A 12,853-nucleotide genomic window follows, 5' to 3' on the forward strand; every position below is an offset into this window, starting at 1 on the left:
TCCAGAGTCGGTCAGTAGGCGGCCAGCCCCCGTACCGCCGCCGTCACCTTGTCCACTGTCGGCATGACCCGCTGCTCCAGCGGGTCGGCGAAGGGCAGCGGCACGCACGCGGCGGCCACCCGGCGGATCGGCGCGTCGAGCAGCTCGAAGCCCTCGTCCGCGACCAGCGAGGCGACCGTGCCGCCCCAACCGCCCTGATACGGGTTCTCCTCGACGATCAGCAGCCGCGAGGTGCGGCCGACCGACTCGAGCACCGTGCGGATGTCCAGCGGGATCAGGCAGCGCAGGTCGACGACCTCCGCGAAGATCCCGTCGCGGGCCAGCGCCTCGGCGGCGGCCAGCGCGACCGGCACCGTGCTGGCCAGGGCCACCACGGTCAGGTCCGTGCCCGGGCGGGCCACCGTCGCCTCGCCCAGCGGCACCAGGTGGTCCGGCGGGGCGGCCGGTCCCCTGCTCGCGAACAGTCCCTTGTGCTCGAAGAACAGCACCGGATCGTCGCTGCGCACGGCGGCGGCCAGGAGCCCGACCACGTCCGCGGGCGTGCTCGGTGCGGCGATCTTCAACCCCGGCACCGCCAGCGCCCAGTTCTCCACGGCCTGCGAGTGCTGCGCGCCGAAGCCCAGCCCACCGCCGTTCGCGGTGCGCACCACCAGCGGCACGGTCACCTGGCCGCCGGTCATGTAGCGCACCTTGGGGATCTCGTTGGCCAGGTAGTCCCAGCAGCAGGCGAGGAAGTCGGAGAACATGATCTCGGCGACCGGGCGCAGGCCGGTCATCGCCGCGCCCATCGCGGCCCCGACGATGGCCTGCTCGGAGATCGGGGTGTCCCACACCCGCTCCGGGCCGAACTCCTTGAACAGCCCGACGGTCGTCTTGAACACGCCCTCGGCCGCGCCGATGTCCTCACCGAGGCAGACCACCGACGGGTCCCGGCGCATCTCCCGGGCCAGCCCCTCGGCCACCGCCTCGCGGTAGGTGATCACGTCCGCCACGCCGCACCCCCGTCCGCCCACACGTCGGTCAGCGCCTGCGCCGGGTCGGCCGGCGGGGCCGCCCTGGCCGCCTCGACCGCCCGCCGCACCGTCGCCTGCGCCCGCCGGTCCGCCGCGTCCACGGCGGCCCCGTCGCCCACCGCCTTGCGGGCCACCAACAGCGGGTCGCGGGCCAGCCACTCGGCCACCTCACCCTCGGGGCGGTACCGGGCCGGGTCCGTGCGGCTGTGGCCGTAGTGGCGGTAGGTGCGGGCCTCGATGACGGTCGGGCCGCCACCGCCGCGGGCCCGCTGCGCCGCGCGGGCCACCGCGTCGCGCACCACCAGCACGTCATTGCCGTCGATGACCTCCGCCGGCAGCCCGTACGCCGGCGCCCGGTCGGCGGCCGGATTGGGCACCGCGGTCACCGTGCCGATCGGCGTGTACTCCATGTAGAGGTTGTTCTCGCAGACGAACACCGCCGGCAGCCGCCACACCGCCGCCAGGTTCAGCGCCTCGTGGAACGCGCCGATGTTGGTCGCGCCGTCACCGAAGAACGCCACCGCCACCTGCCCGGTGCCGCGCAGCTTCGCCGACCACGCCGCGCCCGCCGCCATCGGCAGGTGCGCGCCGACGATCGCGTACGAGCCGAGCATGGACGCCGACGCCTTGGTGAGGTGCATCGAGCCGCCCTTGCCGCGGCACACGCCGGTGTCCCGGCTCATCAACTCGGCCAGGCACTCCTCCGGCGTCGCGCCCCGGGCGATCGCGTGGTGGTGGCCCCGGTAGGTGGCGAACACGTAGTCGTCCGGGCGCAGCGCCGCGCTCGCGCCCACGGCGACCGCCTCGTGCCCGGCCGCCAGGTGCGTGGTGCCCTTCACCAGTCCGGCCATGAACAGGTCGTGCGCGGCCTTCTCGGTACCGCGGATGACCGCCATCCGTTCGTAGAGGTCGAGCAGCTCGGCGCTCATGACGGCGGCCCCGGGTTCCGGTGCGACTGGGACTCCCGGAGGGTGTTCAGCGCGCCGCCGGCGGTGAAGTACCGGCGGCCGGCGACCAGCAACTCCTCCGCCGGGAACCGGGTGATGACCTCGCAGCCGTCCGCGGTCACCACCACCTCCTCCTCGATCCGCGCCGCGGACCAGCCGTCCGCCGCGGGCCAGTAGGTCTCCAGCGCGAAGACCATCCCCTCCTCCAGGACCTCCGGGTGGTCCAGCGAGACCAGCCGGCTGAAGATGGGCTTCTCCCAGATGGACAGCCCCACCCCGTGCCCGTACTGGAGGGCGAACGCGGCCTGCTCGTCGGGGAAGCCGAACTCCTGCGCCCGGGGCCACACCGAGACGATGTCGGCGGTGGTGGCGCCCGGCCGGACCAGGGCGATCGCGTTGTCCATGTATTCGCGGCAGCGCACGTACGCGTCCCGCTGCGCCGACGACGCGCTGCCCACCGCGAAGCAGCGGTAGTAGCAGGTGCGGTACCCGAGGTGGCTGTGCAGGATGTCGAAGAACGCCGGGTCGCCGGGGCGGATGAGCCGGTCGCTGTAGACGTGCGGGTGCGGCGAGCAGCGCTCCCCCGAGATCGCGTTGACCCCCTCGACGTACTCGCTGCCCAGGTCGTACAGGACCTTGCTGACCAGGCCGACGCACTCGTTCTCCCGCACGCCGGGGCGCAGGAACTCGTACAGCGCCTCGTAGGCGGCGTCCACCATGGAGCACGCCTGGGTGAGCAGGCCGATCTCGTCCGGCGTCTTGATCCGCCGGGCGGCGAGGAAGGTCTGCTGGCCGTCGACCACCTCGACGCCCCGGGCCCGCAGCGCCGCCAGCACCGGCAGCTCGATCAGGTCGACGCCGAGCGGCTCGCCGGCCAGGCCGTGCTCGGCCAGCACGGTGTGGACCTTGTCGGCCACGTCCGCGGCGATGCCGGCGTCCGGGTGGAACGCCCCGCGCAGCGTGGAGATGCCGGCGCGGGCACGCTCGGCGCCGTCCAGCCACGGGTTGTAGATCTGGTGGTGCCGGGCCGCCGACCCGAAGTCCCAGAGCACGGGCTCGCCGCCGCGCGGCAGCACCGCGAACCGGATCAGCTTGTCCATCGCCCAGGTGCCGATGTGGGTGGCGGTGAGGTACCGGATGTTGGCGAAGTCGAAGGTGAGCAGCGCGCCCAGGTCCGAGGAGTCCAGTTCGGCGCGGAGCCGGGCCAGGCGGTCCGTGCGCAGCCGGTCCAGGTCGATCCGGCGCTCCCAGTCGACGGCGTTGGTGCCGTAGGTGCGGATGGCCATTGACACTCACCTCGCCCTCATGGGGGTATCGGGACCGTAACGCCGGCGAAACACCAGTGTCAAGTATCACTTAACGCTTCCGGGGGCCCGCTACGATTCCGTTAACCACTGCTCACCAGGAGGTGCCGTGCCGGCGACCGACCTGCCCGACCTCGGCGATCGCATCCGGGCGGCGCGGCTGCGCAGGGGCGTGAGCCTGCGCGCGCTCGCCCGCGACGTGGGCGTCTCGGCCAGCATGATCTCCCAGATCGAGACCGGTAAGAGCCGGCCGTCGGTGAGCACGCTGTACGCGATCACCTCCGCGCTCGGGATGTCCGTCGAGGAGGTGTTCGCCCCCGCCGCGGAGCCGGCCGCCGCCCCGCCGTCCGCCGTGGACGCTGTCCGCGCCGCGGCCGCCGCCCGCACGCTGGCCGACCCGCCACCCGGACTGGCCTGGCTCGGCCCGGTGGTCCGCCCGCACGAGCGGCAGACGCTGCGGCTGGACTCCGGCGTCACCTGGGAGCGCCTCGGTGAACTGCCGGGGCAGAGCGTGGACTTCCTGCTCGTGACCTACGCCCCGGGCGCCACCTCGTCCAGCAACGGCGCGCTGATGCGGCACGCGGGCTGCGAGTACGGACTGCTGCTGCGCGGCGAACTGGTCCTCACGCTCGGGTTCACCGACAGCGTCCTGCGCGCCGGCGACGCCATCTCGTTCGACTCGACGACCCCGCACGGGTACCGCAACGACGCGACCGAACCCGCCGTCGGCGTCTGGTTCGTGATGGAGGACGGCACCGTCCACTGAGGGGCCAGCCGCGCCACGACGAACGACCGGGGCGGGTCAGCGGGTGGGCGTCCGCTGGGCCTCGGTGGCGGGTTCGGCGGCCGGGGTGCGGCGCTCCAGGCGGAGCCGGACGCGCGTGATGGCGCGGCCGGTGACCTCGGCCACCTCGGCGGTGAAGCCGGGCAGGCGGACGACCTCGCCGGGCTCGGTGGGGATGTGGCCCAGGCGGGCGAGCAGCAGGCCGGCGACGGTGGTGTAGTCCCCGTCGTCCGGCTCGTCGAGGTCGATGCCGATGTCCGGCAGGTCGTGGATGGGGAAGACGCCGGGGAGCAGGATCGCACCGTCGGGCTCGCGGACGGCGGCCTGGACGTCCCGGTCGGTCTCGTCGTAGATCTCGCCGACGATCTCCTCGACCAGGTCCTCCATGGTGACGATGCCGTCGATGGCGCCCCGCTCGTCGACCACGAGGGCGAACTGCTGGTGCTGCTGGCGCATCTGGCGGATCGCGTCGGAGACGCCGAGGGTCTCCGGCATGAACAGGGCGGGGCGGGCGTGGTCGCGCACGACGCCGTCGCGGACGAGCAGGTCGCGCATGTGCACCACGCCGAGGACGTCGTCCAGGCCGGCCCGGCCGACCACCGGGGCGCGGGAGTGGCCCGCGTCGACCAGCAGCCACAGCGCCTCGGTGGTGGGGGTGTCGGCCGGCAGCGCGGTCACGTCCCGGCGGGGCACCAGGATCTCCCGCAGGATCCGGTCGGCGATCTCGAACGCCCCGCTGATGATGGTGCGCTGCTCGGCGGAGAAGCCGCGCTGGGCCGCGACCATGTCGCGGATCTCCTCGGTGGTGACCTCCTCGCGCCCGGCCTCCGGGTCGGCGCCGGTGATCCGCACGACCGCGTTGGTGGCGCGGCCGAGCAGCCAGACCAGCGGCCGGCTGATCGTGGCGAGCACGTCCAGCGGGCGGGCGACCAGCAGGGCCCAGCCCTCCGCCCGCTGCATGGCGACCCGCTTCGGCGCCAGTTCACCGAGGACCAGCGTGACGAACGTCAGCACCACCGTGACCAGCACGATCGCGACCGGTTCGGCGGCGCCGTCGAGGAACCGCAGCGCGCCGACCAGCGGCCGGGCCAGCGAGACGGCGGCCGCCGCGGAGGCGAGGAACCCGGCCAGCGTGATGCCGATCTGGATGGTGGCCAGGAACCGGTTCGGGTCGCGGGCCAGCCGGGCCAGGACCCGGCCGCCCCGGGAGGCCCGCTCCAGCCGCTGGATCTGGCTCTCCCGCAGCGACACCAGCGCCATCTCGCTGCCCGCGAACACCGCGTTGAACAGCACCAGGACCAGCACCAGTGCCACCTGATACCCATAGCCGCCCACGGACCGCAGCGCCTCCCTGTTCCGGACACACCGACGATACCGGTACCCCGCCGACCGGCTTGGTGGACGGCGCAGCGGTGCCTCACCGGTGAGCGAGGTACCCGCCGGTGATTCGGCGCCACCCGGCGGCGGCTCAGCGCAGGGCGGCGATGGCGGCGTCGGCGCCGCCCCGCCAGAGCACGCCCGCCTCGGCGAAGCCGGCCTCGCGAAGGGCGGCAATGTGCCAGTCCACCGGCTCGGCGGTCTCGGCCGCGTGGTTGCCGCCGAACACCTTCTCCCGCTCGGCCATGAGCGGGCCGAGGGTCGGGTCGGCGGCGACGTGGCGCCACCACTCCCGCCAGGAGAGCACGGCGCCGGCGGCGTGCCGGGCGTCGCGGCGGTGGCGGGCCCGTTCGGTGAGCCGGGAGGTCAGCGTGGGCAGGCCGCGGTCGGGCATGTGGTCGACGTTGACCAGCACGCCACCGACGCGCAGCACGCCGCGCAGTTCGGCGTAGAGCCGCGTCAGCCGCTCCGGCTCCAGCCAGTGCAGCGCGGTCGCGGTCAGGACCGCGTCGTAGTCGCGGTTCGGCAGGGCCTTGACCCACTCGGGCTTGCGCAGGTCGGCGGCGACCACGCCGCCGGGGCCGAGGCTGGAGCGGGCGATCGCCAGCAGGACCGGGTCGAGGTCGACGAGGGTGCTCTTCGCGCCCGGGAAGCGGCGGCGCAGGCGCAGCGAGATCGAGCCGGTGCCGCCGGCCAGGTCGAGCACCCGGGGCGACCGCCCGTCGGTGACGGCCGCCACCGCGTCCAGCAGCGCCGCGAAGCGCTCCTCGCGGTCCGGCAGGTACGCCTCCTGCTGGCGGTCCCAGCTCTCCTGCCAGGCGTGGGGCTCCTCGACCAGGGCGGTGGTGTAAGGACTCATAGCGGTAAAGAGTAGTTACCTCCCCGAACCGGGGCCGGAGTCGGGGCCCGGTGTCGGCGCGGAGCCGGGCCGGGCCCGCCGGCGGATCACGCCGCCCGCACCGCGGCGCCCCTGCGCCGCCGCCGGTTCGTGCCCGTTCCGCCCCCCGACGCCTTGGCCTTCGGTTCGGCGGGCGGTTCGGGCGCCTCCGCCGCGGCCGGCTCCTCGGCCCCGCCGGCCGCTCCGCCGGCGTCCGCGGCGGCATCCCCGGCGTCCGTCCCGGCGGCCTCGCTCACCGGTTCGGCCACCGCCTCGTCCGCCGCCTCGTCCACCGCGGGCAGCACGGTGGTCTCGGGCTCCGGCGGAACCTCGACCACCGGCGGCTCCTCCGCCATCTCCGACTCGCCCACCGGGGCGTCCCGCTCCTCGACGGCCTCCGACTCCCGGGCCGCCCCGGGACCGGGCTGCGCGCGGCCGACCACCTCCTGCGCCTCGTACTCCGGAGCGTCCCCCCAGGACGGATCGGCCGGCTCCGGGTCGGCGCGCCCGACGGCCGCGTCCGCCTCCGCGGCGTCGAACGCCGCCTTGATCGAGTCCGCGGCCGGTTCGGCACCGGGCTCCGATCGGGTGGAGACGGTCGGGTACGCGGCCGTCGGCTCGGTGAAGGCATCGGCGCGGCGCGGCGGCGGGATCTCGTCGGCCTCCCGCGCGGTGGCGTGGTCCAGGTTGCCGCTCATGTCGACCCGGCCGATGGTGCGCCCGCGGACCACGGTGACGGTGGCGCGCATGGCGTCCGCCGCGGGCGGCGGTTTCGGCCGGGCCACCGGGATGATGCCGGCGACGCCGATCCGGCGGATCTCGGCGGCGGTGGCGCCGGCCGCGCGGCACACCTCGATCGCGTTGCGCGCCGTCGGGCACGGGCCGATCTCGCCGCACAGCCCGCACACCGGTTCACCCTCGGCGGTACGCACGACGCGGTGCCCGCCCAGGGCCTCCATGGCGGTGCGGGCGAGCAGGCTCGCCGGGTCGATGAAGATCGGGCCGCCGGGCCCGTAGCCGATGTACGGCGATCTGGTCCAGTCGGGGCTGGCAGTCATCTGGGGCTCCAAAACAGGGTCGTCAGGCCGGTGCGTCGGGCGCGGTCATCGGTCGGCGTTCGCACGCGGCGGCCGGTGTGGTCGGCGCGCGAAAGTCGTCAGGCGGAGGCCGAGCGGCTGTCGCCGACCGGTAGGCGGCGGCGCAGTTCCTGCAGGGCGCCGCGCAGCAGCCGGGATACGTGCATCTGCGAGATGCCCAGTTCGGTGCCGATCTGCTGCTGGGTCATGTTGCCGAAGAAGCGGAGAATGACGATCTTGCGGTCGCGGGGCCGCAGGTGGTGCAGCAGCGGCTCGATGGACTCGCGGATGTCGGCCAGTTCCAGGTCCGGGTCGGGCTCGCCGAGCCGGTCCACGAGCGCCACCTCGCCCTCACCGCCGGAGGGCGCGAACAGCGACAGCGGCCGGTACGCCGAGGCGACCGCGAGCGTCGCCGTGATCTCGTCCTCGGCCACCTGCAGGTGCGCGGCGAGGTCGGCGACGGTGGGCGTGCGGGCCAGCCGCTGCGCCAGGTGCGCGTGCGCCCGGCCGATCTGCAACTGCACGTCCTGGGCCCGTCGCGGTACCCGGACCGCCCAGCCCTTGTCCCGGAAGTGCCGCTTCAGCTCACCGATGATGGTCGGCGCGGCGTAGGCGCTGAAGTCGGTGCCGATCTGCGGGTCGTAGCCGCGCACCGCCTTGATCAGGCCGAGCGCGGCCACCTGCTCCAGGTCCTCGATCGGCTCGCCGAGCCCGACGAAGCGGTGCGCCAACCGTCGGGCGTGCGGCAGCGCCCGCTCGACGACCTCCTGCTGGAGCGCGCGCCGCCGCGGATCGGAGGACGGCAGCCGGGACAGGTCCAGCAGCATCCGGTTCAGCTCGGGACCGAACAGGCTGTGCCCGGCGCGCGGCGCCGGCGCCTCCTCGGCCGCCCCGGCGGCCCGCGGCTCGTCGTAGACGCCGAGCCGGGCCGCGGCCCCGGTGGCGGCGAGCACGTCCAGCACCGGCCCGCTGGCGCCGACCAGCCGCATCGTCCGGCCCCGCCGCTCCGCCTCGCCGGCCGCGCCGAGCAGCACGTCGACCGAGGCGGTGTCCAACACCCGCAGCCGGGACACGTCGACGATGACCTGCCCGCGCCCGGCGTCGAGGCGGCTGGACACGACCAGCCGCAGCCGCCGGGAGGCGGCGTGGTCCAGGGTGCCGCTGACCCGTACGACGTCGGTGTGTCCGGTCCGCCACACCCTGATTCGAGCCTGGTCCATTAGCCCTTTGCCCTCCGGTCCAACGCCTTCGCCGAGCACCGGCGGCGGCCCGATGGGCGGCGCGGCGGTGCGGGACGTTCTCGGAACAGCCGTGAGCGTACGCAGATTTGACTCGTGTACGTGACACATTCGACGAGACACGCGCGGAAAAATCGGGGTAGAGATCCCGTTCTCGCCGGCCTCATGTCTCTCATGCGTGACAGTGCACATCAGAACCGGCCCGCCGATCAAACGGCGAACGAAGACCCGGTTCGGTGGCCCGCCGCGACGCCGGGTCGCGGCGGGCAGCCTTCGCGCGGCGGTCAGGTCCGGGCGCCCTCGGCACGGTTGCCCGCCGTGGCGAACATCTCCCGCGCCCGGTCCGCCAGATCGGCGTCGACCAGCACCGCGTACCGGCTCGCCTGCAGCGAACTGGCCGAGGTGAAGTCGCGCCGGCCGCCGGTCATCGCGTGCGCCACCGCGCCGAAGATCAGCCCCCAGACGGCACCGATCAGGATGGCGGCGATCACCACGCCCCACCAGGCGACCGTGAAGATGCCCAGCAGCAGCCCGACCAGCAGGCCGAACCAGGCCCCGGTTCCCGCGCCGGCCAGCGCCGCGCGCAGCGTGGTCATCCGGCCCAGCACCTCCTCGACCAGGCGCAGGTCCGTGCCCACGATCGCGGTCCGCTCCACCGGGAAGCCGTTGTCGGACAGGAAGTCCACCGCCCGCTGGGCCGACGGGTAGTCGCCGTACGTCTCCACCGTGACCCGGGGCGGTGGGGCGCCGTCGCCCGGCTGCCCGCGCGCCGCCGCCGGCATCCGGTGGGGGTCCAGGGTCCCGGCGTCGAACAGCCGCGGGCCGGAGCCGAGGGGTGCGTCCGGCGCGGGGGTGGGTGGCGTCGTCATGGTCGCTTCCTCCTTCGCTCGCCGCCGGCGCGAGGCCGGCGGCCGGACAACTCGTGGCGCCCGGCGGCGCCGCCCGGAACGGCGCGCCTCACGGTGCCTTCTTCACGTTCACCGACTGCGGTACTTCCTCCGCGGCCGGCAAGCCGCGCTCCGGGCGCTCCTCGCGTCTCACAGTGCCCACTTCACGTTCACCGACTGCGGTACTTCCTCCGCGGCCGGCAAGCCGCGCTCCGGGCGCTCCTCGCGTCTCACGGGGCCACCACCACCCGGTTCTCCACGGAGGTGACGCCCGGGGCCGACCAGGCGACCCGCTCCGCCTCCCGCCGCTCGGCCCACGAGCGCACCGTGCCGCGCAGAATGATGCGGTCGCCGGCCACCTCGACGGTCAGCCCGGTGGCGTCGGTCTCCGCGCTGCGCACGAGCGCGTTCTCGATCCGCCGGCGCAGTTCGTCCGGGGCCGGGCGGCTGCGCGGCCGGACGGTGACCTGGTTGCTGACCCCGCGCACACCGGCCAGCCGGCGGCTGGACCGCTCGGCGGCGCGGCGCTGGAACTCCCACTCGACCTCACCGCGCAGGCTGACCCAGCCCTGGGCCACCGTCACGGCGATCCGTTCGACCGGCACCAGCGCGTCCCACTCCAGCGCGCGGGTCGCGGCGGCGGCGATGTCGCCGTCCGTCCGGTCGGCCGCCGCGGGCAGCCGCACCTCCACGTCATTGGCGACCGCGCGGACCCCGCGCACCCGCTGCGCCGAACGCTCCGCCGCCCACTTCTTGACGAAGCTGTCCACCCAACCGGTCAGCGAGACCACGCCCTCCTTGACCGACACGCCCACCTCGTTCGGCTGCACCCGCGCGTCCCAGCGCAGCTCGTCCAGCACGTCCGCCTGGATCTGCTCGTCGGTGCGGATGGCGGTCGCGGTCATCTGCGGGCTCCTTCCCGAGGACGTTCACCAGCCCCGATCGTGGGTCGGGGCGGGATGAAGCGGAACCACCCGACCGGGATGACGCGCGGCACCGACTGGCCGCACCCTGGCCCGTGAGCGTCGCTCGCGTCACGGGCCAGAGGCGGTGGCCGCCGACGGTCGGCATGGCGTGGAACGGCGGGGATGCCACACCGACCGGCGGCGGCCCCGTCGTGCGGCCGCCCGCACCTGCCGTTGACGGTGTCAGAGTCGACCGCGCTGCGGCATCACGCGATTACGTAGTGCATTTTGCAATTGCTTATTGCTGGTGGCGCAGGGCGAGCAGGGTCTGCTGGGCGCGGGTGGCGAGCTGGAGGCTGAAGTGGGTCTCCGGGTCGGCCACGTCGTGCCCGGAGATCTCCCGGATCCGGCGCAGCCGGTACTTCAGCGTGCTGCGGTGCACCGCCAACGCCTTGGCGGTGGCCTCGTAGTTGCCCCCGTGCTCCAGGTACCGGCTCAGCGTGCGGACCAGTTCCGCCTGCTTGCTGGCGTCGTAGTCGAGCAGCGCGCCCAGCCACTCCCGCACGTACCGCTCGACGCTGGTCATCTCCTGCACCTCGGCGAGCAGCTGGTACACGCCCAGCTCGTCGAAGACGGTAACCCGGTCGCCGCCGCCGGACGTGTCCTGCATCCGCAGCGCCAACTGCGCCTCGCGGTGCGAGCGGGGGAACTCGGTCGGCCCGTCGCACCGCCCCCCGATGCCGACCCGGCAGCGCCCGGCGAGCTGCTGCTCGACGGAGCGCCGGAACCCCTCCCAGGGCCGCTCGTCCCGGGAGATCACCACGACCGCCCGGCCGCGCGGCACCAGCAGCGAGCCGAGCCCGTGGTCGCGGGCCGCCCGGCGGACCGCGTGCAGCAGCGTCTCGGTGCGCCGCCCCGGCTCCGGGCAGTCGGTGACCACCACCCGGTGCGGCCCGGACAGGTCGTAGCCGAGGATCTGCGCGGTGGACAGCAGCCGCTGCGGGTCCGCGCCGGCGAGCAGGTCCTCGGCCAGGTCGCGGCCCAGCCGCAGCTCGGTCTCGACCTGGCTGTGCAGCCGGGCCAGCTCCATCGCCAGCACGGTCGCGCCGTGTTCCAGGGCCGCCTGCTCCTGCTCGCCCGCGCGCCGGTCCGGATCGAAGATCACCAGGACGCCGAGCACGTCCGGCCGGGGGTGCGCGACGGCCATGAGCCGGTCGCCGTCGCGGTCCGGGCGACCCTGCCGCTCGATCCGGCGCAGCAGCGCCTCCCGCACCGGCAGCGCCTGCCGCGGGTACGGCTCGGGCCGGCCGGGACCGGCCCAGGCCCGAACCGCGCCGTAGCGGTCCTCCACCGCGACCGGGCAGCCGGTCAGCTCGTGCACCGCGTCGGCGATGCCCTGCTGGCCCTCGCCGGCCACCGCCACCCGGGTCAGCCGGTCGTGGATGGCGGTCCGCCGCTCGAACGCCGCCACGGTCGCGACCAGCGCCTCGTTGGCGACCCGCAGTTCCACCGCCGCGGCCCGCTCCCGGGCGTGCAGCCGGGTGTTGGCCAGGGCGATGCCGGTCTGCTGGGCGAGCACCCGCAGCAGGAACTGGTCGAACGCCGGCGGCTGCCGGTCGGCGCCGGCGACCAGGAAGCCGAACTGCCCGTCCAGGCTGCGCAGCGGGTACGCCCAGCCCCAGCCCTCGCCGGGCACCATGACCGGCCCGCCCGCCTCGTCCAGGGCGGCGAGTTCGGCCTCCAGGTCGGCGCCCGGCCCGTCGACCGGGTCCAGGGCTCCGGTGTCGACGGGCGTGCCGGTGGCGGTCCACCAGCCGGTGCCCGAGTAGACGCCGTGCATCCGGCACCGGCCCAGCGTCGGCACCGCCGACGTGGCCAGGTGCAGGATCCGCTGCTCGTCGCCGCCCTCGGCCATCGCCATGGACAGCGCCAGCAGCGCCTGCATGCTGGTCAACCGGTCGATCAGGGCCGGCTCCGGCCCGCCGTGAGGATCGCTCATGCCGGCGCTCCCCCCGGTCGGCCACCCGGAACCCCTGCCCGCCCAGCGCGCGCATACGCTTGGTCAGGATCGGATTGCACAGCACCGTCCATCGCGATCCCCCTGTCACCAGGGCACCACCCGACTGAACGGGGCGGAGCAGCCGGGGGGCCATCGGTGCCTGTCATGCTAAGCCGTGTGCGTGGCGTTACGCACGGTCGCCCGATGGAACTTCCGCGAACTCGCGGGGTCCACGTCCCAATTGATCCGTCTGTTGCCATTGCCATCCTGCCCCGGTGGGGTGACTCGACGCCCTTCGATCGTCCCCGTAGGACACATGCCGCCCGGAGCGGCGCCGCGTGTCCCCCCGTTGGTCCATATGGGACGCGTGGATTTGGTCCGGCGAAGTCATGGCGGCACCCCGGGAGGATTCGGCACTCTTGCGCCCGGAGCGGGCCGCGACCGCT

The 12,853-nt window shown here is 74.5% G+C and carries 11 protein-coding genes; 1 reads left to right on the forward strand and 10 read right to left on the reverse strand.

Features of this window, described 5'->3' with window-relative positions:
* Window positions 1–11 precede the first annotated feature (11 nt).
* From KJS59_RS00200 to KJS59_RS00210, 3 genes are read right to left on the reverse strand one after another with little or no spacing between them, the layout of a single operon-like run.
* Window positions 12–992, reverse strand: coding sequence for an alpha-ketoacid dehydrogenase subunit beta (locus tag KJS59_RS00200; RefSeq protein ID WP_249713744.1), 981 nt, complete (start codon window positions 990–992; stop codon window positions 12–14).
* Complete coding sequence (locus tag KJS59_RS00205; RefSeq protein WP_213450127.1) at window positions 980–1,942, reverse strand: thiamine pyrophosphate-dependent dehydrogenase E1 component subunit alpha; 963 nt, start codon at window positions 1,940–1,942, stop codon at window positions 980–982. The genes KJS59_RS00200 and KJS59_RS00205 overlap by 13 nt, the downstream gene beginning before the upstream one ends.
* On the reverse strand, window positions 1,939–3,246 hold the full coding sequence (locus KJS59_RS00210) for a M24 family metallopeptidase (RefSeq protein ID WP_213450128.1): 1,308 nt from the start codon (window positions 3,244–3,246) through the stop codon (window positions 1,939–1,941). The genes KJS59_RS00205 and KJS59_RS00210 overlap by 4 nt, the downstream gene beginning before the upstream one ends.
* 127 nt (window positions 3,247–3,373) lie before the next feature.
* On the opposite strand from KJS59_RS00210, the gene KJS59_RS00215 reads away from it, so the two are divergent.
* Entirely contained in the window at window positions 3,374–4,030 is a 657-nt protein-coding gene (locus KJS59_RS00215; RefSeq protein ID WP_213450129.1) for a helix-turn-helix domain-containing protein, read from the forward strand.
* 36 nt (window positions 4,031–4,066) lie between these two features.
* Here KJS59_RS00215 and KJS59_RS00220 read toward each other — a convergent pair whose 3' ends face one another.
* The 7 genes from KJS59_RS00220 to KJS59_RS00250 form a co-directional block, all read right to left on the reverse strand.
* On the reverse strand, window positions 4,067–5,383 hold the full coding sequence (locus tag KJS59_RS00220) for a hemolysin family protein (protein WP_213450130.1): 1,317 nt from the start codon (window positions 5,381–5,383) through the stop codon (window positions 4,067–4,069).
* Window positions 5,384–5,516: 133 nt separating this feature from the next.
* Window positions 5,517–6,284 carry a class I SAM-dependent methyltransferase gene (locus KJS59_RS00225; protein WP_213450131.1) on the reverse strand — a complete coding sequence of 256 codons (768 nt, stop codon included), beginning with the start codon at window positions 6,282–6,284 and terminating at the stop codon, window positions 5,517–5,519.
* An 86-nt stretch (window positions 6,285–6,370) separates the two neighbouring features.
* Entirely contained in the window at window positions 6,371–7,360 is a 990-nt protein-coding gene (locus tag KJS59_RS00230) for a hypothetical protein (protein WP_213450132.1), read from the reverse strand.
* Window positions 7,361–7,458: 98 nt separating this feature from the next.
* Window positions 7,459–8,577 carry a SigB/SigF/SigG family RNA polymerase sigma factor gene (locus tag KJS59_RS00235; RefSeq protein WP_213450133.1) on the reverse strand — a complete coding sequence of 373 codons (1,119 nt, stop codon included), beginning with the start codon at window positions 8,575–8,577 and terminating at the stop codon, window positions 7,459–7,461.
* Between the two features lie 323 nt (window positions 8,578–8,900).
* Window positions 8,901–9,398, reverse strand: a complete 498-nt coding sequence (locus KJS59_RS00240) for a general stress protein (protein ID WP_249713783.1) — start codon at window positions 9,396–9,398, stop codon at window positions 8,901–8,903.
* A 335-nt stretch (window positions 9,399–9,733) separates the two neighbouring features.
* Window positions 9,734–10,408, reverse strand: a complete 675-nt coding sequence (locus tag KJS59_RS00245) for a BON domain-containing protein (RefSeq protein ID WP_213450135.1) — start codon at window positions 10,406–10,408, stop codon at window positions 9,734–9,736.
* A gap of 298 nt (window positions 10,409–10,706) precedes the next feature.
* Window positions 10,707–12,407: a helix-turn-helix domain-containing protein gene (locus KJS59_RS00250; RefSeq protein WP_213450136.1), complete on the reverse strand. Its 1,701-nt coding sequence runs from the start codon at window positions 12,405–12,407 to the stop codon at window positions 10,707–10,709.
* Window positions 12,408–12,853 lie beyond the last annotated feature (446 nt).

It is taken from the genome of Rhizomonospora bruguierae, from assembly GCF_018397995.1.
GTDB lineage: Bacteria > Actinomycetota > Actinomycetes > Mycobacteriales > Micromonosporaceae > Rhizomonospora > Rhizomonospora bruguierae.